The organism is Marinobacterium jannaschii DSM 6295 (assembly GCF_000620085.1).
GTDB classification, from domain to species: domain Bacteria; phylum Pseudomonadota; class Gammaproteobacteria; order Pseudomonadales; family Balneatricaceae; genus Pontibacterium; species Pontibacterium jannaschii.
This window is the reverse complement of sequence record NZ_KK211065.1, coordinates 269177-289171: the sequence shown is the minus strand read 5'-3', so window position 1 is coordinate 289171 and position 19995 is coordinate 269177. Positions and strand designations below refer to the sequence as shown.

Annotated in this window: 18 protein-coding genes; 14 read left to right on the top strand and 4 right to left on the bottom strand. The window is 51.5% G+C overall.

The window, feature by feature from the left end:
* The first annotated feature begins 92 nt into the window (after positions 1 to 92).
* From Q354_RS0119150 to Q354_RS0119090, 13 genes are all read left to right on the top strand, one after another.
* Positions 93 to 1592 (top strand): lipid II flippase MurJ, encoded by a 1500-nt coding sequence (locus Q354_RS0119150; protein WP_156948427.1) that lies wholly within the window; start codon positions 93 to 95, stop codon positions 1590 to 1592.
* A complete protein-coding gene (locus Q354_RS0119145) occupies positions 1573 to 2406 on the top strand; it encodes an aldolase/citrate lyase family protein (RefSeq protein WP_211252293.1) in 834 nt (277 codons plus the stop codon). The genes Q354_RS0119150 and Q354_RS0119145 overlap by 20 nt, the downstream gene beginning before the upstream one ends.
* On the top strand, positions 2390 to 2944 hold the full coding sequence (locus Q354_RS0119140; protein ID WP_027859018.1) for a sugar transferase: 555 nt from the start codon (positions 2390 to 2392) through the stop codon (positions 2942 to 2944). The genes Q354_RS0119145 and Q354_RS0119140 overlap by 17 nt, the downstream gene beginning before the upstream one ends.
* Positions 2945 to 2946: 2 nt before the next feature.
* Complete coding sequence (gene asnB, locus Q354_RS0119135; protein WP_027859017.1) at positions 2947 to 4725, top strand: asparagine synthase (glutamine-hydrolyzing); 1779 nt, start codon at positions 2947 to 2949, stop codon at positions 4723 to 4725.
* A gap of 13 nt (positions 4726 to 4738) precedes the next feature.
* Positions 4739 to 5740, top strand: a complete 1002-nt coding sequence (locus Q354_RS0119130) for a hypothetical protein (RefSeq protein WP_156948426.1) — start codon at positions 4739 to 4741, stop codon at positions 5738 to 5740.
* A 12-nt stretch (positions 5741 to 5752) separates the two neighbouring features.
* Positions 5753 to 6961, top strand: a complete 1209-nt coding sequence (locus Q354_RS0119125; RefSeq protein ID WP_027859015.1) for a CDP-glycerol glycerophosphotransferase family protein — start codon at positions 5753 to 5755, stop codon at positions 6959 to 6961.
* Positions 6958 to 7962: a Gfo/Idh/MocA family protein gene (locus Q354_RS27610; protein ID WP_051560349.1), complete on the top strand. Its 1005-nt coding sequence runs from the start codon at positions 6958 to 6960 to the stop codon at positions 7960 to 7962. The genes Q354_RS0119125 and Q354_RS27610 overlap by 4 nt, the downstream gene beginning before the upstream one ends.
* Positions 7959 to 8684 carry an acylneuraminate cytidylyltransferase family protein gene (locus Q354_RS0119115; protein WP_211252292.1) on the top strand — a complete coding sequence of 242 codons (726 nt, stop codon included), beginning with the start codon at positions 7959 to 7961 and terminating at the stop codon, positions 8682 to 8684. The genes Q354_RS27610 and Q354_RS0119115 overlap by 4 nt, the downstream gene beginning before the upstream one ends.
* Entirely contained in the window at positions 8684 to 9484 is an 801-nt protein-coding gene (locus Q354_RS0119110; RefSeq protein ID WP_027859013.1) for an SDR family oxidoreductase, read from the top strand. Before Q354_RS0119115 ends, Q354_RS0119110 begins: the two co-directional genes overlap by 1 nt.
* A gap of 134 nt (positions 9485 to 9618) precedes the next feature.
* Entirely contained in the window at positions 9619 to 10659 is a 1041-nt protein-coding gene (neuB, locus tag Q354_RS0119105) for an N-acetylneuraminate synthase (protein ID WP_027859012.1), read from the top strand.
* Positions 10652 to 11782, top strand: a complete 1131-nt coding sequence (gene neuC, locus Q354_RS0119100; RefSeq protein WP_027859011.1) for a UDP-N-acetylglucosamine 2-epimerase — start codon at positions 10652 to 10654, stop codon at positions 11780 to 11782. Before neuB ends, neuC begins: the two co-directional genes overlap by 8 nt.
* Positions 11772 to 12392 (top strand): acetyltransferase, encoded by a 621-nt coding sequence (locus Q354_RS0119095; protein WP_027859010.1) that lies wholly within the window; start codon positions 11772 to 11774, stop codon positions 12390 to 12392. The genes neuC and Q354_RS0119095 overlap by 11 nt, the downstream gene beginning before the upstream one ends.
* 1 nt (position 12393) lies before the next feature.
* Positions 12394 to 13863, top strand: a complete 1470-nt coding sequence (locus Q354_RS0119090) for an aminotransferase class I/II-fold pyridoxal phosphate-dependent enzyme (RefSeq protein ID WP_036230657.1) — start codon at positions 12394 to 12396, stop codon at positions 13861 to 13863.
* A 72-nt stretch (positions 13864 to 13935) separates the two neighbouring features.
* On the opposite strand, the gene galE is transcribed toward Q354_RS0119090, so the two are convergent.
* The gene (galE, locus tag Q354_RS0119085) at positions 13936 to 14952 is read right to left on the bottom strand and encodes a UDP-glucose 4-epimerase GalE (protein ID WP_027859008.1); all 1017 of its coding nucleotides are present in this window, start codon (positions 14950 to 14952) and stop codon (positions 13936 to 13938) included.
* 138 nt (positions 14953 to 15090) lie between these two features.
* Positions 15091 to 16755, bottom strand: a complete 1665-nt coding sequence (locus Q354_RS0119080; RefSeq protein ID WP_027859007.1) for an AMP-binding protein — start codon at positions 16753 to 16755, stop codon at positions 15091 to 15093.
* 237 nt (positions 16756 to 16992) lie between these two features.
* On the opposite strand from Q354_RS0119080, the gene Q354_RS0119075 reads away from it, so the two are divergent.
* Complete coding sequence (locus tag Q354_RS0119075) at positions 16993 to 17184, top strand: (2Fe-2S)-binding protein (protein WP_027859006.1); 192 nt, start codon at positions 16993 to 16995, stop codon at positions 17182 to 17184.
* A gap of 266 nt (positions 17185 to 17450) precedes the next feature.
* Here the strand turns inward: Q354_RS0119075 and putP are convergent, their stop codons facing one another.
* Positions 17451 to 18947 (bottom strand): sodium/proline symporter PutP, encoded by a 1497-nt coding sequence (gene putP, locus Q354_RS0119070; protein WP_027859005.1) that lies wholly within the window; start codon positions 18945 to 18947, stop codon positions 17451 to 17453.
* Positions 18948 to 19331: 384 nt separating this feature from the next.
* The gene (locus Q354_RS0119065) at positions 19332 to 19991 is read right to left on the bottom strand and encodes a hypothetical protein (RefSeq protein WP_084332672.1); all 660 of its coding nucleotides are present in this window, start codon (positions 19989 to 19991) and stop codon (positions 19332 to 19334) included.
* Positions 19992 to 19995 lie beyond the last annotated feature (4 nt).

Sequence of the window (19995 nt, the reverse complement as noted above, 5' to 3'; positions counted from 1 at the left end):
GGCGGGGTCTGCTTGTATATCTCTGCTGAAAAGCTTTGTCGCGGTGTACTTTCAGATCATGGGGACTTTTTGGACGTTTTAGGTACGTGCGGGTGATCAAAAAAATACTTCTGGCTTCTGTAGTCCTCAATGTTGGTATGCTCCTGGGGCGCCTGTCAGGTTTTTTTCGGGAGGCTGTGCTGGCCGGGACTTATGGTGTTTCACCTGAGGCCGATGTCGTTGTGTTGTTGCTTAGCGTACCTGACCTGCTTATCAATATTCTGGTAGGTGGGGGCTTAACGGCAGCGCTGATTCCTGAATTCTCGGGCGATAAAAAGCACGCAAAAATTGTATGGTTTCAGTCTGTTGTCGTCTTTACGCTGTTGTTTTCAGTCGTAGCACTGATACTGGGCACAATGGTGTTGCCTTTGCTGGGTGTACTGGCGCCGGGCTTTACTGAACATCAGCTGAATGTGTCGCAGCAGGCGTTGGTACCGGTGTTCTGGCTGATGCCGCTTACAGTGGCGGCGGGTGTTATGACCGCATTTTTACAGGCGCATAGTCACTTTACGACTCCTGCGCTGGGTACACTGATTGTAAATATCTGTATCGTTGCTGGCCTTGTATGTGTCTCTTCCTTCAATCTGGATCTGGTGACGCTGGGGTTCTTCGTATTGCTTGGCGGGATAGTGCGCTTAGTGAGTCAGTTTGCGGTGGCCTGCTGGTTAAAAGGTCTGCCCGATATGACACTGATGCCCTGGTTATTGAATCGAGATCTGATTGTCAGATATCTGCAGGTGGCTGGGGCCGGAAGTTTATTGCTGATATATCCGGTGGTTAGCCGTGCCTTTGCATCACAGCTGGATGAGGGTGGCATAGCGTTGCTGAGCTATGCAACGAAGCTGGTAGAGCTGCCTTTAGCTTTAGCGGTGACCTTTCTCTCTGTTGTATTTTTCCCCCGACTATCGTCTGCCCACGCCTGTGAAAAGGCTGAAAGCTTCAATAGCCTGACCGCCTGGGGGATGAGGCTGACAGTCTTTCTGGCAGCGATGTCAGTGGTTGCTTTATTGTTCGCAAACAAAGAAGTGGTCAGCCTGGTTTACGGACACGGCAAGGTAAGCAGCCAGGTAGAAAGTAACCTGAGTACTCTGTTTACGATCGGGCTGGCTTCTATACCTTTTATGGGCATTGCTACATTTGCTACAGCTGTTTTTAGTGCCCGGAAGCATACCCGTATACCTCTGTACATTAACTGCGTATCGCTGATATTGCTGGGATGCCTGTTAAGTACCATTGGTGCTGATTCTCTTACAGATATTATGTGGAGTCTGGTGGCCGCTTATGTCTTTGGCGGCGTGCTCTTCCTGCTTGCGCTGGTAAAAAATAACCCGGAGGTTAGGCGCAGCTTATTGAGTGGCGGAAGCATTTCTGGCTGCCTTCTGCCGCCTGCCGTTCTATATTTTATTCTGAGTGTGGTGTTGCCTCAGGACGCAAGTCCCCTGTATACCTTTTTATTAATTTCTATAGTGTCGCTGGCAGTAACAGCCGTCAGCGCACTTTGCCTGCCTCAGGTGAGAAGCAGGCTCTACAGACGTGAAAGGTCATATGATTAATTTTATCTTTATAACCAACCAGCCCGACATGGCGAGGTTTGCAGAGCACTCGGGCGTTTCCAGGATATTTGTTGATCTGGAACGGCTGGGAAAGTACGAACGTCAGGGGCACCTGAATACGTTTATCAGTCAGCACAGTATGAGTGATGTAAAACAGGTAAAGCGGGTGCTTTGCCGTGCTGAATTGCTAGTGCGTCTGAATCCGCTTAATCCGGATACTCCGCATGAGATTGAGCAGGCAATCAGCTCAGGAGCTGATATTTTAATGCAGCCGATGTTTCGGGATGTATCTGAAGTTGCGGCCTTCTCTGCAATGATTAACGGGCGGGTGAAGTTTATACCGTTGATTGAAACGGGGGCTGCCTTTGATCAACTTGAAGCGATCGTCAGGGTTAAGGGTGTTTCAGAAGTTTATATAGGATTGAACGACCTGCACTTGGATCTGGGACTTGCCTTCATGTTTGAGCCTTTTTCCAATGGGATGTTAGAGCGCGCAGCCGAAATAATTAACGCTGCCGGTAAGCCTTTTGGGGTTGGCGGTATCGCCCGGGTCGGGGAGGGAACACTGCCCGGGGAGATGGTGTTAGGAGAGCACCTGAGGCTGGGATCCAGTCAGGTGATCCTGTCCAGAACCTTTAACCGGGACATTGATGAAGAAGGTGGAGAGCTGTCTTTTGCCGCTGAACTTGGAAAGTTGCGGGATGCACAGCTGGGTTTGCTGGAAAGGTCTGATCTGCAGAAAGCTGATGATCATCGCAGGGTTTGTAACGTCATAAATGAGTTTATCCGGGATAAGAATGAAAAGGCTATTTGATATATCTGCGGCGCTGGTTAGTCTGGTTATTTTTGCGCCGGTGCTTGTCATTGTCGCTGTACTGATCAGGCTGGATACGCCCGGGCCGGTTGTTTTTCGCCAGAAACGAGTAGGTCTGAATGGAAAGGCGTTCGAGATCCTGAAATTTCGCAGTATGGTGACGGATGCTGCGACACGGGGGCCACACTTTACCTCAGCGAATGATCCAAGAATTACACGGGTCGGCGCTCTTTTACGGCGTACCAGTCTCGATGAGCTGCCCCAGCTTATCAATGTATTAACCGGTGATATGAGCGTAGTCGGACCGCGTCCTAATGTGCCCGCCCAGCGAGCCGAGTATACATCCGCCGAATGGGGTCAGCGTAATAAGGTCAGACCGGGTATTACCGGACTTGCTCAGGCAACGAAAAGATCAACTGCTACACCTGAAGAGCGCACCCGGCTTGATTTAGAGTATGTAGAAAAGAGCAGCTTTTTATTTGATATAAAAATTATCCTGATGACTATCAAGCAGATTGCGACTAGGGGCGGTAACTGATTATGTGCGGTATTTTTGGTTTTTTTTCGCAGACAGATACGCTTATTGATCAGGAAAAATTTTTATTAATGGGGTCGGTTATTCGCCATCGGGGGCCGGATGGTGAGGGGATCTATTATGATGCAGATAAACGTGTTGGTCTTGGCAATGAGCGCTTAGCTATTCTGGATATTGAGGCGGGCGATCAGCCTTTTATCTCTGATGATGGGAGCGTTGTTGTTGTGCAGAATGGTGAGATTTTTAACCATGTGGAACTGGCAGAAGAACTGTCAGTAGCGGGTTATCCCTGTGCAACCCATTGTGATACTGAAGTAATACTGCGGTTGTATGAACAGGGTGGGATCGTGGCCCTGGAGAAGCTTAATGGCATGTTCGCTATTGCAATATTTGATAAGCGGGAAGATGCCGTTTATCTGATGCGGGATCGGGTTGGTGAAAAGCCTTATTACTGGTATGAGCATGAAGGGGCCGTGCTTTTCGCATCGGAAATTAAGTCAATACTGCAGGTGACGGGTGAAATCCCTTTTAGCCCGGAGGCGCTGAATGCATTTCTGACCTATAACTTTGTGCCACCGCCGATGACCATGTTTGAGGGAGTGAAACATGTTGAACCTGGTTGCTGGCTGAGAATTGGGCGGGACGGTATCAGTACTCACCGCTGGTGGGATCTTGCGTCTGTTTATCAGCAGGATGCATCAGAAGAGGAATGGATCAAAGGCTTCAACTCCGTGCTTGATGATGCTGTACGTATCCGGCTGCGCTCAGATGTGCCTTTTGGGGCATTCCTCTCCGGCGGTGTCGATTCGAGCACGGTTGTAGGTCTGATGAGTCAGCATCTGTCCCAGCCGGTGCGCACATTCAGTATTGGTTTTGATGACCCGCGCTACGATGAATCGCCGTTTGCGCAAAGTGCGGCGGAGCGGTTTGGCTGTGATCACAACTGTGAGATCGTCGATCCGGATATGATCTCCGGCTGGGCCGAAGCCATCTATTACTGTGATCAGCCGCATGGCGATGTCTCCTTTTTGCCAACCCGGCGCGTTGCTGACATGGCGGCTAGACAGGTGAAAATGGTGTTGACCGGTGATGGCGCAGACGAACTGTTTGCCGGTTACGATAAGTATAAAAACTTTTTTGCTACAGATATGACCGCAGTAAGCGCCGGGGAGTTTCAGGAAAAGTACGCTGACAATATCTCTTTGTTTAATGACGAAAAGCGTGAAGACCTGCTGAGCAGGGATATAAAAGCCAGAGTGGATGTTAACTCCGTACATCAGGAAGTACTGACGCCTTTGTTTGCTGCTTCAGCCCATATGGATCGAATTAATCAGGCCCTTTATATTGATATGAAGCTGCTGCTGTCCGGGAATAATCTGGTGAAGCCGGATCGGATGGGAATGGCTGCATCGATAGAAAATCGGGCCCCGTTTATGGATTATCGGGTCATGGAACTGGCATTTAAAATGCCGGGTGATCTTAAACTCAGGGATGGGGAAACAAAATACATTTATAAAAAAGCAGTAGAGGAGCTTATCGGCAGTGACCTTACCTACCGTAAGAAGCAGATGTTTACGGTTCCGGTAGGGGAGTGGTTTAAATCCCGCTTAAAACCGATGTGTGAAGATCTACTGTTATCAGAGCAGACGCGGGCGCGTGGATTGTTTGACTATGGTTATGTGGCTGAACTGCTTGAATCTCATTGTCAGGGCGTGAAAAATAATACCCGGGAAATCCGTGCTTTAATGGCTGTTGAACTTTGGTTCAGGGCGTTTTATGCCTAGTCAGGGTGGATTCATGAATAGTCAGCAGGCTGGATATCGTAAGGGGTTATTAGGCGCTACTGCAGTTTATTTGCTGGTAATGCTCTTCTATGGGAAAGATATGTTTGCACTGGGGAGTCTTGATGGTTTTTACTCTCAGGTTAACTATGTGCATAATAATCTTGGTTATTTTGATATCTTAGCGCCTGTGCATTACCTGCGTTATGCTATTGCATATCCTTTCTTTTATATGCATCAGAACGGAGTGCCTGATTTTTTTCAGGCGCTTGTTTATGTTGCGTACCTGTCACCGTTCTACTTTATAAGGCAGAGTTTGAGTACCTTTGTCGTCTTAATGCTCTTGCTGATAGCGCCCTTTGGGATCAGTTATCGAAGTTGCCTGGTGATCGCTGGGCTGTTCTATCTTTATTTTATTGTTTATATGGGGGAAGGCCGGCGTCTTATTTTCTGGTTGTCTGCTGCGCTTGCAACATTGAGCTCAGGTGTTCTTATTGCCTGGATTCTGATATGCCTGCTTTATAAACGATCCATACGAATAAGCCTGAAAAACTATACAGTCACGCTGTTTGTTTTCTCATTGCTACTTGGCTGCTCTGTCGTACATAAAATAGGTTTTTTTGATCGACTGTCCCCAGCGAAAGTCTCTGTTTCTATGGAAAAAAAATTGGTTAAGGTTAAAGAACCTGTCATAGCTATGAATAGAGTTATCGCAGGTCACTCAGATAACTTTTTTATTAAAGTCGTACGTCGAAGCACTTTATATGTGACCTGGGTGAGAGGTAATTTCACAAAGTTTTATTTTTACGTAACACTGCTTTCAGTTTTAGTATGCGCCACCCTTATTAAACTAAGAGAGGGCCTGTATCCTGCTGCTTTCTTTGCCGTTGGTATACCTGGATTTCTGGTGGAGGGGCTTGGCTCTCTTGCTTTTAGTCTGTGTGCCCTGGCTGTTATCGTTGAATTTCTACAGTGCTCAGGACATTTCAGAAGATTAAAAACAATTGACAGCATTTAGCCAGGGGATGACATGAAAACAGTTTTGTTTGTGGCCTATGGCGGTGGTCATGTAAATACCTTGCTGCCCGTTTATAAGTCCTTGAGTCAAAATGAAAACGTTCGGTGCGTCTTTCTGGCACTAACCACAGCGGGTCTTGTGCTCGAAAGGGAGAACATTCCCTATATTGGCTTTAGAGACCTGCTTCAGGATTCAGATTCAGAGGCGCTGGAAAAAGGTAGGGAATTGGCGGGAGATCCTGCCCAGCATACGGTTGTCCCCTATGAGGAAAGCGTGGCCTATATGGGGCTTTCTTATATGGATCTGGTCGCAGAGAAAGGCAGTGAAGATGCCGCCAGGCTGTATCAGCAAGGGGGAAGGCAGTACTTTTACCCTTTGAAAACGATGCAGCGGTTACTCTCAGATTTGGGCCCTGATCTGATTGTGGCGACTAATTCTCCCCGTGCCGAAAAAGCGGCCATGGATGCCGCTTCTGGACTGGGTATTCCGGCTCTGTGTGTGATTGACCTGTTTGCGATGAAAGAAGTCGAATGGCTGGGCAAACCCGGATATGCCTCACGGCTCTGTGTGCTATCTGAATTTGTTAAACAGCGACTGGTTGAACATGGCCGCGCACCCGATGATATCGTCGTCACGGGTAATCCGGCATTTGATCAGCTCTATACTGAAGAAAAGTGTTCTGATGCGTTCAGAGAGCGCAAAGGCTGGCCTTCCGATCATACTGTAGTGCTCTGGGCTTCCAATGTTGAGCCTGAATATCACCCCTATTCTTCACGTAAGGGGGATGTGAAACTGCCGGAAAAGATCGAGTATGAACTGATTAAATGGGTAGAGGCTCAGCCTGATCGCAGAGCTGTTTTCCGCCCTCATCCAAATGATATAAGACGACCGGATATCAGCCATCCCCGAGTAGAATTGAGTACTCAGGACGATGATTTGAGTACATTACTCAATGCAGTCGATTGCGTTGTGGTTACTGTTTCGACTGTTGGTTTACAGGCCGCTTTGGTTAATAAACCGCTGGTCAACGTAAAACTGTCCATTTTTTCTGAGAATGCACCCTACGATGTGATGGAATTGTCTGAGCCTGTGTATGATCTTGAACAGTTTGGACAAGCGCTGGATTGCGCAATTGAAAATGGTCAACCGGGTATCGGACTTCCGGTGGCTGGCTGCGCAACAGGCAATGTAGTGCGTGAGATAGAGAGACTGCTGAGATGAAGCAAGCGACAGAGGTCAGGCGACTGCTGGTTGTAGGGTTAGGAAGTATTGGAAAAAGGCATCTGGCGAATATTCGTTCTTTAATGCCAGATGCTGAAGTGGCGATCCTCAGGCGGCCGGGCTCCGGGAGCACTGAGTATGAAGGTTGCAGGGTCTATCATTCACAGCAGGAAGCCGTTGAGTTTAACCCTCAGGCGGCATTGGTCTGTGGGCCTGCAAGCACTCATTTAGACATAGCAGGCTTCCTGCTCGACAATGGTGTGCATCTGTTTATTGAGAAGCCCCTGAGTCACTGTGCAGAAGGGGTCTCTCAGCTTCGGCTTAAAGCTGAAAGCCAGAACTCAAAAGTCATGGTGGGCTACAACCTGCGCTTTCTTGATTCGCTGCGCGCTTTTAAGCAGCTTGTCGATGAAAGTGAGTATGGCAGGTGCATCATGGTTAAAGCCGAGGTGGGGCAGTACCTGCCGGACTGGCGTCCCGGGACTGACTATCGCACTTCAGTTTCTGCCCGGAAGTCGTTGGGCGGGGGCGCATTGCTTGAGCTTAGTCACGAGCTGGATTATCTGAGCTGGATATTTGGCAATGCCGTATCGGTTCAGGGGTACCGCCTTAAGGTGAGTGATCTGGAAATAGATAGTGATGACCTTGTAATGGCGCATATGTTTTGCGCACAGGCGGGTGCTGAGATTCCTGTCTCTTTTCATCTGGATTTGCTGCAACGTCAGCCGGTGCGGCTATGCAAGGTAATTTGTGAGCGGGGCACCCTGATGTGGGATGGTATTGAGGACAGGGTAACAGTTGATACTCCTGAGGGGCGGGAGCTTCTCTACAAGGGCGATGGCAATCGCAATAAGATGTATGAAGAGGAACTCATGGCATTTATTGACTGTATTGAGAGCAACCTGCCGGAACCTGTATCCATCGAAGAGGGGCTGCAGGTACTGCAACTGGTCGATGCGCTCGATCGTTCCTCAGCTACAGGCGGAGTAATCAAGTTATGATGACCAGGCAGGAAAGTCAGCACTGTGTTGCATTTATTTTTGCCAGAGGGGGCTCAAAAGGGGTGCCTCGCAAGAATATTCGTAAGCTGGGTGGTATCCCTCTTATCGGACACTCTATTCAGACGGCGCTTAAGACGCCAGCTATTGATGCTGTGGTGGTCTCAACCGATGATGAAGAGATCGCACAGGTTGCCAGGGAGAGTGGTGCACTGGTGCCATTTATGCGCCCGGACTGTCTGGCGACTGATACTGCCAGTGAATATGATGCCTGGAAGCATGCAATTGAAAGCTATCAGTCTGTTTATAATACAGATATCGATCTTTTTGTCAGCTTGCCGCCAACATCACCGCTCCGAGCTGTCGTCGATGTGGAAGCATGTATAGAGCGCTACCAGTCCTCCGATTGCGATATGGTTGTTACCGTCACAGAGGCTTCACGCAGCCCTTACTTTAATATGCTGTGCGAAGATGCAGAGGGCTTTTCCCGGCTGGTGTGTCTTGCCGCCGACGGGCGGCGCTACAGCCGTCGCCAGGATGTTCCTGAAGTATTTGATATGACCACAGTCGCTTACGTCTCTTCACCCTCTTTTATCCTTAACTCTGCATCGATCTTTGATGGCAAGGTTAAGCAGGTGGTAGTGCCTGATGAGCGGGCTGTAGATATTGATACCCTGTTGGACTTTGAATTCGCAGAGTATCTCTTTTCCCGGAAAGCAGAATAATGAGCACTATAAAAGCATTATCCGACCTTCGTGGTCGTACAGCACTGATCACCGGTGGCGCAGGACATCTGGGCTTCACGATGGCGGAAAGCCTGGCCGAGGCCGGCGCCACTGTTGTTTTACTGGACTTTGACCCGCAGAAAACCGAACAGGCGATTTTACAGCTGACGGAGCGTTTTGGCGGCAGCCATCATGGATTAGTGGTGGACCTGTCAGATAAAAGCTCGATAGAAACCGTACCGGAGTTTCTGAGAAGTAAGGATCTTGATCTCAGTATACTGATCAACTGCGCTGCGCTGGTAGGTACTTCAGGCCTGAAAGGCTGGGCGACACCTTTCGAAGAGCAGGATATTTTTACCTGGGAGAAAGCTCTGAATGTCAATCTTACCGGTGCCTTTTATCTGATTCAGTTATGTAAGCCGCTGATGGAAATGAGCCAGGGCGCTTCAATCATCAACATTAGTAGTATATACGGTGTTGCGGGTCAGAAGATGGAGATGTATGAGGGCTTGGGCTATCTGACCCCGGCGGCTTATGCTGCCAGTAAAGGGGGACTTGTGCAGCTTACGCGTTATCTGGCCACAGTACTGGCCCCCTCAATTCGGGTGAACTGTATTAGCCCGGGCGGTATTGAGCGTGGCCAGGATGTCGGCTTTCAGCAGCGCTACAAGAAGGTAACGCCTCTTGGCCGAATGGGTACTGAAGAGGATTTTAAAGGCGTGACACTGTTTCTGGCTTCTGATCTGTCAGCCTATGTGACCGGACAGAATATCGTTGTGGATGGTGGCTGGAGTCTGTAACAGGCTTCATGCAGCTGTTTTGGCGGACAGGCAGATATTATCGCCCAGTCCCAGAAGGTCAGAGTCTGTACGGGCTGTTTCCGGCGCTTCCCTGATGAAGGAGCCGTCTGGTTTATTTTATTCGTAAGGTGTTTATGAATCGTTGCTATGTAATTGCTGAAGCGGGAGTGAACCATAATGGTTCACTGGATATGGCTCTGGAACTGGTCGAGGTGGCTGCAGCGTCAGGTGCGGACGCCATTAAGTTTCAGACTTTCCGGGCAGATAAGCTGGTGGCCAAAGGCACTAAAACCGCGGAGTATCAACAACGTCAGACCGGTGATTTGGACCAGTATGCAATGCTTAAGCGTCTGGAGCTGTCTGAAGAGGCACACCGGGTTCTATTCGAACGCTGTAAGGCGCTTGATATCGAGTTTATGTCTACACCGTTTGATGAGGCGGCGGCTGCTTTTCTGGTTGAGCTGGGCATGGAGATTATTAAAGTCCCTTCAGGTGAACTGACCAACCTGCCGTTTATCCGCTATCTGGCAGCCTTTGATAAACAACTGATTGTCTCCACCGGGATGGCATCACTGGAAGAGGTCAGGGATGCCGTTGATGCGATTGTCTCGGTACGCCAGGAGCTTGGTCTGTCAGCCGATCTGCAGGATAAACTGGTTATTTTGCACTGTACCTCGAATTATCCGGCTTTGGATCAGGACGTAAACTTGTCTGCCATGCAGACAATAGAAAAAGCGACGGGCTTACCTGTTGGCTACTCAGATCATACGGAAGGTGCCTTGATTGCAGTGGCGGCTGTGGCCTGTGGTGCCCGGGTGATCGAAAAGCACTTTACGCTGGACCGTTCGCTGCCAGGGCCGGATCATCAGGCCTCGCTGGAACCCAAAGAGCTGACAGCACTGCTGACAGATATCCGCCGGATCGAAGACAGCATGGGGAATGGCCTCAAAGAGCCGAGAGACTCGGAGCTGCCTGTTCGGGATCTGGTCAGACGTAGTGTGACATTAGTCAGTGATGTCACTGCCGGGCAGATTATCAGCAATGAAGACATATGCCTGAAACGCCCGGGCACGGGCATCGCGCCCAAGTATATACAGGACGTTGTAGGTAAGCGCGCCTGTCGTGATCTACAGGCTGGTAGTCAGCCTGCTGGTAAGGACTTAGCGGATGCGTAGAATTGTATATATCTCGGGTACCCGGGCCGATTTCGGTTTAATGAAGTCCGCTTTAGATGAGATTGAAGGACACCCGGCATTATCTCTTTCGCTATACCTGACCGGTATGCACCTTTTACCTGAGTATGGTGATACCTGGACTGAGGTCAGAGATGCCGGCTTTCATATAGGGGCAAAAGTTCCGGTTGAATTGTCGGGCGGTGAGGGTGCCGAGATGGCGCTCGCACTTGGCAGTCAGATCCAGGGCTTTACCCTTGCCTTACAGTCTGACAGGCCGGATATAGTGTTGCTGCTCGGAGATCGTGGTGAGATGTTAGCTGCGGCAATTGCTGCCCTGCATCTCAGTATCCCGGTGGTGCATATTCATGGCGGCGAGCTGTCAGGTACGGTTGATGAGCCCGTTCGCCATGCTATTTCAAAGCTGGCGCACTACCACTTTACATCGACGGCAATGGCCCGTGAGCGCCTTATACGTATGGGAGAGTTACCTGACAATATCATTGTCACGGGGGCCCCGGGGCTGGACTCAATTGTTAGGGCAGAGCGGCGCAGCCGGGCACCCCTGTTTGAAGACTATGGGCTGGATAGCACGCGGCAGCTGGCACTGGTGCTGTTTCATCCGGTTGTGCAGCAAGCGGCATCGGCGGCTGAACAGATGGATGCTTTATTAAAGGTGGTATTGGGTTCCGGGCTTCAATCGCTGGTTATTATGCCTAACGCGGATGCCGGCAGTGCTGAGGTTGCCCGGGTTATCCAGCATTATGCAGAGCAAAAGCTGATTCGCACGGTGCTGCACGTTCCGCGAGAGGACTTCCTCTCCCTGATGACCGAGGCCTCCCTGCTGGCGGGAAATTCGAGCAGCGGTATTATTGAAGCTGCATCACTGGGAACCCCGGTGCTCAATATCGGTGATCGCCAGCGCTGCAGAGAGCGTAATGACAATGTAGTTGATACCGGACCTGATGAAGACGCCATCCGTGAGGGGCTGGAGCAAGCGCTGAAACTCAGCAATCGGAAATGGACGAATGTGTATGGTGATGGCAGTGCCGGGCAGAAAATAGCTCAGAACCTTGCTGATCTGAGTCTTGCTCCCGGGTTACTGGAGAAGGTCAATGCCTACTGACCTTCTGGTGATCGGAGCTGGCGGGCATGCCAAAGTGGTTCTGGACAGTGTTTGGATAGACAATCCTGACCGCCTGATAAGGCTGATCGATGATGATCCTGTAAAACAGGGGACGCAGCTGTTGCCCGGTATTGTTGTAGAGTCTGTAGATATATTGGAGCGACAGGCCGGTGGGTATCATGTAGCTATAGGCAATAATCATATCCGCCGCCGCTATAGTGGCAGGCTGGAGGCAACAGGAAGGACTGCGGTTACGGTTATGCATGAAAGCGCTTCAGTGTCTGACTACGCCGATATAAACAGTGGCAGTTTTATTGCTGCAGGTGCAGTGGTCGCTCCTGGTGCTTGCGTTGGCAAAGGCGTAATCGTCAATCATAGGGCTGTCGTTGATCATGATTGCGACATCGGTGACTTTGCTCATATTGCACCGGGCTCCACCCTGGGAGGCGGGGTTAAGGTGGGTCAAAACGTTCTGATTGGAGCAGGGGCAACAATTTTGCCAATGGTCTCTATAGCAGATAATGCGATCATTGGTGCCGGAGCTGTAGTGACTTCTGATGTCGGTGAGGGTATGACATTCACGGGTGTTCCGGCGAGGCGAAGAGATTGATATGAAAGATATTTCTGCGATAGAAGTGACACGAAAGTGTAGCTTGAAAAGTGCTCTGGAGAAGCTGGAAAACAGCGGTACAACAGTTCTGCTGCTGGTGAATGAAGAGGGTATTTTATTACGGACAGTAACCGATGGTGATATACGTAGGTTATTACTGGCTGGTTTCGGGCTGGAAGATAAGTTAGATAAACTGGCAGATAAGTCGCCAGTCGTTGCGTCTCCGGGGATGAATCCGGAATCCGTGATTGAGATGATGGACCGCTATGCTGTCAGTCAGTTACCAGCGGTAGATCAACAGTTTAAACCTGTCGACCTTTATCTCAGACATGAGCTTCAGCCGCGCATCCTGCTGTCGGTTCCCCATATGGGAGATTACGAGCGTCAGTATGTGGAAGAAGCCTTTTCGACTAACTGGATAGCGCCACTCGGTCCTAATGTGGATGGCTTTGAGTCAGAGCTGGCCGCTTATGTAGGCAGTGGCCATGCGGCGGCGCTCAGTTCCGGTACGGCCGCCCTTCATCTGGCGCTGCGTTTGCTTGAAGTTGGTGCCGGAGATGTTGTGCTCTGTTCCAGCTTTACGTTTATCGCAAGCGCGAACCCTATTCTGTATCAGGGCGCAACGCCCGTATTTATCGATTCCGCGCCTGATACATGGAATATGTCGCCTGCAGCATTGGAACAGGCATTGCAAAGCCTTGCCCGTCGAGGTATTACGCCAAAGGCGATTATGGTGGTACACCTGTATGGCCAAAGTGCCGATATGGACAGCATCGTAGCGCTCAGTGAGAAGTATGGCGTGCCTGTAATTGAGGATGCGGCGGAATCACTGGGGGCCTATTACAAAGGGAAGCACACCGGTACTTTTGGTACATTTGGTATCTTTTCCTTTAACGGTAATAAAATTATCACCACTTCAGGCGGTGGAATGCTGATCTCCAATGACCGGCAGCTGATAGAAAAAGCCCGCTTTTTATCGACCCAGGCACGAGATCCCGCACCTTACTATGAGCACACTGAGGTCGGTTATAACTATCGAATGAGCAATGTGCTGGCGGGTATCGGTCGCGGACAGCTGAAAGTGCTTGATGAGCGGGTTGCATCACGGCGTGCAGTATTCGATCGTTATCGTGCTGAGCTGGGAGATCTGGACTGCATTGAGTGGATGCCGGAGCCGGAAGGAGACCTGTCAAATCGTTGGTTATCGGCGATCTCGCTTAACCCGGAAAAAACCGCAGTGACGGCTCCTGCGCTGATAGAAAAGCTCGCGGCTGCAAATATCGAAGCACGTCATTTATGGAAACCAATGCATCAGCAGCCATTGTTCGCAGGTACTGAGTACTACAGCCATGGTGAAGAGAGTCTCTGCGACTACCTCTTTAGTACCGGTGTATGCCTGCCTTCTGCGTCAAATATGACTGAGAAGCAACAGACGACTGTGATTCAGCATATACGTAGATTGCTTACGTGATTTTGGTCTCAGGGAGCTTCTGAATTATCAGAGGTTCCCTGAGACTGGTCGAACGCACCACAGCAGCTGTGTTTAACTTTCAGTATAGCCGTGCGGATTTTCGCTCTGCCAGCGCCAATGATCCCTTACCATCTCTTCCATACCGTATCTGGCTTGCCACATCAGCGTTGACTCACTAAACGCGGGGTCGGCATAGCACTCTGCAATGTCACCCGCTCGTCGTGGTGCAATGCTGTAAGGGATCTCTCTTTCAGAGGCTGCTGCAAAGGCGTTGGCCGCTTCCAGCACTGAGTAGCCTTGCCCTGTGCCAATATTGTAGGCGGTGCAGCCGTGTTCTGGTGTTAGTGCCTCTAGAGCTTTCAAGTGGGCGGCGGCAAGATCCATCACATGGATATAGTCTCTAACACCGGTTCCATCTGGCGTGTCATAGTCGTCTCCAAAGACCTTCAATTCCGGTAGCTTGCCGACGGCAACCTGGGCGATATAGGGCATCAGGTTGTTGGGAATACCGTTGGGATCTTCACCGATGCGGCCGCTAGGGTGTGCACCAACCGGGTTGAAGTAGCGCAGGATCGCTGTTTGCCAGCAATTATCTGATCGCTGCAGGTCGCGCAGGATATCTTCGATCATCAGTTTACTGCGGCCATAGGGATTGGTGGCTGAGAGCGGGAAGTCTTCGCGAATGGGAACTGAAGCGGGATCGCCATAGACTGTTGCGGATGAACTGAACACGATGCGCTTGCAGCTATGCTTTTCCATCGCTTCGAATAACTTGACGGAACCTTCAACATTGTTCCGATAGTAAAGAACGGGTTTTTCTACCGATTCACCGACGGCTTTCAGACCTGCGAAGTGGATGACGGCATCAATATTTTGATCGCGAAAAACGCTATCCAGGGCTTCAGGATCACGTATATCACCTCTGATAAACAGGGGGCGTTTTCCTGTCAGTTCTTCGATTCGGTTGAAGACCTCTGGATTGCTGTTGCTGAGGTTATCAAAGATAACAACGTCATAGCCTGCTTCCTGCAGTAGTACTACGGTATGGCTGCCGATATACCCGGCTCCGCCGGTTACCAGAATAGTCATTTGCTTCGATCCTAATAAGTTAGATGGTTCCAGTTTATCATCAGCTCGATAAATGATGAGGTGTTTTCAGGAACCTCATCAATCCTGACGCCAATTGAGAATAGATTCTTAGGTAGATTCTCGTCTTGAAAGCATCGCTTAAGCCGCATGGCTATCTGCTGACTCTCTCAGCATCCTTCTTAGCACTTTACCCACGTTGGTTTTCGGTAGCTCGTTGATGAATTCCACCTCTTTTGGCACTTTGTAGGCGCTAAGGTGCTCCCTGCACCAGTTCTGTACCGATTCTTCACTGAGCTTTTGGTCGCTGCGCACGATATAGGCTTTGACGGTTTCACCACACAGAGCGTCGGGCATTCCTATTGCGGCACACTCCAGCACATCGGGGTGGCTGCTAATGACGTCTTCGACTTCGTTAGGGTAAACGTTAAAGCCGGAGACGATTATCAGGTCTTTGGCGCGGTCGACGATTTTGACATAACCGTCGGGTTGGATCTGGGCGATATCGCCGGTTTTCAGGTAGCCATCGGCTGTCATGCATGCGCTGCTTTCGTCGCTATGGAGCCAGTATCCTTTCATCACCTGGGGGCCGCGGACGCAGAGTTCGCCAATCTCACCGTTGGCGAGCGGTTTGCCTTCTTTATCGATCACTATGACTTCTGTCGCCGCGAGTGGCAGGCCGATGGTGCCAACCTGAACTGCACCGTAGGGGTTGATCGCCACAGCCGGTGAGGTTTCGGTCAGGCCGTAGCCTTCCATAATCTGGCAGCCGGTCACTGATTGCCAGAGCTCGGCAGCGGAGTGGGTCAGCGCCATGCCACCGGAGACGGTGACCTTGAGCTTACTGAGATCCAGTTGCTGGAAAGTCGCGTTGTTGCAGAGGGCGACGAACAGGGTATTCAGGCCGAGAAAGGCGCTGGGGTGCCAGTGGCTCAGCTCTTTAGCGAATCCCTCAATATCCCGGGGGTTGGGGATCAGCACGCTATGACCGCCGGCGAGCATTACGATCTGGCTCAGGGTGAAAGCATAGATATGGTAGAGCGGTAGTGGTGATATCACTGTCTCAGCCCAGTCGTCACCGGCCTGGTTGATCCGTTCGCAGCCCTGCAGGCAGTTGCTGACCAGATTGGCATGGCTGAGCATCGCACCTTTCGAAACACCGGTAGTGCCGCCGGTATATTGCAGCACCGCAAGGTCATCCGGCTCCTGCTTAATCTGGTCGGGAGTTTCGTCCAGGTATTTATCGAGCGCCGGACGAAGATCCAGAGCTTGCGGCAGGTTGTAGGCCGGCTCCATTTTCTTAACGTACTTCACAGCGGCATTGAGCAGAGTGCGTTTGACGAAGCCGTGCAGATCACCGACCTGAGTAACGAATATGTTTTTGATCCGGGTGCTGCCAAGAATCTTTTCGGCTTTATGCGCCATGCTTTTGTGGATAACCAGGGCCTTGGCACCAGAGTCTTTGAATTGGTATTCCATTTCAGCGCTGGTGTACAGGGGGTTGGTATTCACCACGACTAATCCGGCTCTTAGGGCACCAAACAGGACCACAGGGTACTGGATCAGATTGGGCAGCTGAATCGCGATCCGGTCTCCGGGCCTGAGTTCCGTATCGCGCTGCAGGTAGCAGGCAAAGGCATTGGCGAGTTTGCTGAGCTCTGCGAAATTCAGGGTACGGCCGAAGCTGGTAAATGCGGGACGGTCGGCGTATTTCCGACAAGCGAAATCGAACAGTTCGTTCAGGTTTCTGAGCCCTTCCGGGTTCAGTTCGGCGGGAATCAATTCGGTGGTCTGTCGGTTATCCATGGCGGGCCCCCTGTTTCAATGCAATCAATTCCAGTATGGCAGGCTTGTGACATTTTGTGGCGTGACTGCAGAGATGATTCAAAAACTCCTGCGGTGGAGTAGTCTGAAGACTGCGTACAAAGCGCAGTACAATAATTGGCCAGCTTCATGAAGAATCTTCAAGATGAGAGTCTTGTTGCATAGCTTAATGATAAGTATTATCAACAGCAATTAAGTTGATTTCGGAAAGCCACGCCCATGTATATCTGTATCTGTAATGATGTGACCGACCGCCAGGTGCGCGAAGCGCTGGATCAGGGCGCCCGCTCTATGCGCGATCTGAATAAGGAGCTGAATGTGGGCTCGAAGTGTGGCAAGTGTGTCAGTGCTGCACGTCAGGTAATGCGTAGCCATAATTTTGAAGATGATCTGGCTTACGAAGCACGCTGATCAGATCTTGCGGTTTTTCTTCGCTTTCAGGGGCTGCGTCCAGGCCCTGTCCCCTCCAGTTATACTGGCCTCGATTGATCAGACCGACAGGTCCTGATCAATCTTCGATTAGATATCTCTCGTATCAAGCTTCTGATCCTGCCTGTTTTATGGTCTCAGGTCGTTGTTCCGACCTGCTTATGATCTCTGATCATTATTAGAACCGTCATAAACAAAACAGCCCCGGCTGTGACACCGGGGCTGTTGTGATCAAGTGAATCTCAGGATCAGTCGTTCAGGCTACGCTGATACTTGTCGAAGTTATCCTCAACAGACTGAGTAGGTGCCGCAGTCGCCAACGACGCGATAACGATCGCAAGAGTGGCGAAGATCATGCCCGGTACGATCTCATAGACATCGTAGATACCGCCAGACAACTGCTTCCAGATAACCACACTGATACCACCGACCAGTACACCCGCCAGTGCGCCATTGCGGTTCATGCGTTTCCAGTACAGGGCCAGGATCAGGGTCGGGCCGAAGGCGGCACCGAAGCCAGCCCAGGCGTAGGAAACCAGACCCAGGACGGTGCTGTCCGGATTCATGGCCAGTGCCAGCGCTACGATCGACAGGCCGATCACGGCCAGACGGCCGACCATCACGATCTCTTTCTGTGAGGCATCTTTACGGAATACCTGTTTGTAGAAATCTTCTGCCAGCGCAGAGGAAGATACCAGCAGCTGGGAATCGGCAGTGGACATAATGGCTGCCAGGATTGCTGCGAGCAGGATACCGGCCATGACCGGGTTGAACATGGCGTTCACCAGCAGCATGAAGATCTTCTCGCCATCAGCCAGGCCACCGGCCATATGGTTGTCAACGTAGATGCTGCCTGCCAGGCCTACCAGGGTAGCGCCTACCAGTGACAGACCCGTCCAGCTTACGGCGATACGGCGGGAAACCGCGATATCCGCCGCGCTGCGTACGGCTTTAAATCGTGCCAGGATATGTGGCTGACCGAAGTAGCCCAGGCCCCAGGCCGCCAGCGAGATGATCGCAATCGCGCTCAGAGGTTCGCCTTTGGTGTCGTTCCAGATAGTCAGCAGTTCAGGATTCTTCGCTTCCAGCGTATCGAGCATTACGCCAAAACCGCCGTCGGCCTGAATTGCAATTACCGGTACCAGTACCAATGCAGCGGCCATCAGCAGGCCCTGAATCAGGTCGGTCCAGGAGACGGCCAGGAAGCCGCCGAACAGGGTGTAGGAAACGACGCAGACCGTACCGATGATCACTGCGGTGGTGTAGTCCAGGCCGAACACGGTCTCAAACAGCTTTCCGCCAGCGACCAGACCGGAAGAGGTATAGAACAGGAAGAACAGCAGGATAAAGAAGGCGGAGATCACCTGAACCAGCTTGCTCTTATCTTCAAAACGGTTGGCGAAGAACTCAGGCAGGGTCAGTGAGTCATTGGCGGTGATACTGTAGGCGCGCAGGCGCTTGGCCACCAGCAGCCAGTTGAGCCAGGTACCGATCAGCAGGCCAGCCGCCAGCCAGAAGGATTCCATACCGGACGCGAAGGCGTAACCGGGCAGGCCCAGCAGCAACCAGCCGCTCATATCAGATGCGCCGGCAGAGAGGGCTGCAGGCCAGGGCCCCAGAGAGCGGCCGCCGAGGAAGTAATCGGCAGAGTTAGCGGTGCGCTTGTAGGCGTAGAGACCCACACCCAGCATCACGGCCAGATAGACAAGGAAGGTGGCGATAATCACGCCGGTATTTTCGATCATTCTGTGTTTCCTCTCAGGGAGAAGCCCTTATGGGACTTGCTATTATTGTTAGCGTAATCGGGTCTCGACCGCTTCAGCGGAACGGCAGTTACCCACAACCCCGAGCGCCTGAGCGCGGCTTCAGGGGTTGGCTAACGAAATAAGTGTCGGATAACGGCTGTGGATGAGCAGCCTAGCGACAAAACAGAGCGTATCCCGCTGTGGATAAACAGAGGGATTCTGAAGGGCGGCTATTATGCGAAACTTTATTTCGTATTGGAACGGTCATTCTGTTAATAAGCCAAATCTTATTCATCCCTGAGGCTGAATCAGTTATGCACAGGCCGACTGTTCCGGGGGAGTCGAAAGCCCCGTCGCCAGATCGGCGCGGGGCTGTGGATCGTTTTAGTCGGCACCCAGCTCCAGCAGGGTGGCATTTCCGCCCACTGCAGTGGTGTTATCCGAGCGGGTACGCTCGGTGATAAAACGGTTGATGTAGTGCGGGCTGGCAATGCTGCTGAGCTGATCAGCATCGGTTTCTGCCACCATCTGCGCCAGTACACCGGGACGGCTGGCCAGCTGACGGTTGATCTGGCGGATCTCGGTTGCTTCGCCGCAATAGGCGATACCGGCAATACCGTCTTCTTCCAGCAGGCTCTCCAGAGCAGCCTCCGGCAGGGCAACGGCGCTGGCGACACCGGCAGCATGCAGCTGCTTCACCAGCGCTTCAGCTTCTGTGCCCAGTACCAGCGCCACATTGCCGGCAACCAGTGCGCTGCAGATTTCACCGATCAGGGCCAGCGGATTGTTGCTGGCGCTGGCGCAGATAAAGAGTCCGCGACCCGAGGTCGCCAGGCTGTTTGCTTCACCCGTCGGTCCCGGCAGTTCGAGGACTTCATCGATCCGCTGCAGGGCGTTGTCCAGCTGCCAGTTGATCAGATTGGTGGCATCTGCAGCCTGGGAGGCGGCGAAGCCTCGCAGGATTTCCGCGCGGGCAGCAACGCCCAGGTCGTTCCATTTTTCCCAGCCAGCCAGTGCCGTCCGGATCTCTGTGCTATAGCTCATGCTC

What these genes read in the sequence shown, in the direction of transcription:
- Q354_RS27610 (WP_051560349.1), top strand. Translation starts at nt 6,958, where the DNA reads ATGAAGCAAGCGACAGAGGTCAGGCGACTGCTGGTTGTAGGGTTAGGA.
- Q354_RS0119065 (WP_084332672.1), bottom strand. Translation starts at nt 19,991, where the DNA reads ATGAGCTATAGCACAGAGATCCGGACGGCACTGGCTGGCTGGGAAAAA.
- Q354_RS0119075 (WP_027859006.1), top strand. Translation starts at nt 16,993, where the DNA reads ATGTATATCTGTATCTGTAATGATGTGACCGACCGCCAGGTGCGCGAA.
- Q354_RS0119095 (WP_027859010.1), top strand. Translation starts at nt 11,772, where the DNA reads ATGCCTACTGACCTTCTGGTGATCGGAGCTGGCGGGCATGCCAAAGTG.
- neuB (WP_027859012.1), top strand. Translation starts at nt 9,619, where the DNA reads ATGAATCGTTGCTATGTAATTGCTGAAGCGGGAGTGAACCATAATGGT.
- asnB (WP_027859017.1), top strand. Translation starts at nt 2,947, where the DNA reads ATGTGCGGTATTTTTGGTTTTTTTTCGCAGACAGATACGCTTATTGAT.
- Q354_RS0119110 (WP_027859013.1), top strand. Translation starts at nt 8,684, where the DNA reads ATGAGCACTATAAAAGCATTATCCGACCTTCGTGGTCGTACAGCACTG.
- galE (WP_027859008.1), bottom strand. Translation starts at nt 14,952, where the DNA reads ATGACTATTCTGGTAACCGGCGGAGCCGGGTATATCGGCAGCCATACC.
- Q354_RS0119090 (WP_036230657.1), top strand. Translation starts at nt 12,394, where the DNA reads ATGAAAGATATTTCTGCGATAGAAGTGACACGAAAGTGTAGCTTGAAA.
- neuC (WP_027859011.1), top strand. Translation starts at nt 10,652, where the DNA reads ATGCGTAGAATTGTATATATCTCGGGTACCCGGGCCGATTTCGGTTTA.
- Q354_RS0119140 (WP_027859018.1), top strand. Translation starts at nt 2,390, where the DNA reads ATGAAAAGGCTATTTGATATATCTGCGGCGCTGGTTAGTCTGGTTATT.
- Q354_RS0119080 (WP_027859007.1), bottom strand. Translation starts at nt 16,755, where the DNA reads ATGGATAACCGACAGACCACCGAATTGATTCCCGCCGAACTGAACCCG.
- Q354_RS0119130 (WP_156948426.1), top strand. Translation starts at nt 4,739, where the DNA reads ATGAATAGTCAGCAGGCTGGATATCGTAAGGGGTTATTAGGCGCTACT.
- Q354_RS0119115 (WP_211252292.1), top strand. Translation starts at nt 7,959, where the DNA reads ATGATGACCAGGCAGGAAAGTCAGCACTGTGTTGCATTTATTTTTGCC.
- putP (WP_027859005.1), bottom strand. Translation starts at nt 18,947, where the DNA reads ATGATCGAAAATACCGGCGTGATTATCGCCACCTTCCTTGTCTATCTG.
- Q354_RS0119125 (WP_027859015.1), top strand. Translation starts at nt 5,753, where the DNA reads ATGAAAACAGTTTTGTTTGTGGCCTATGGCGGTGGTCATGTAAATACC.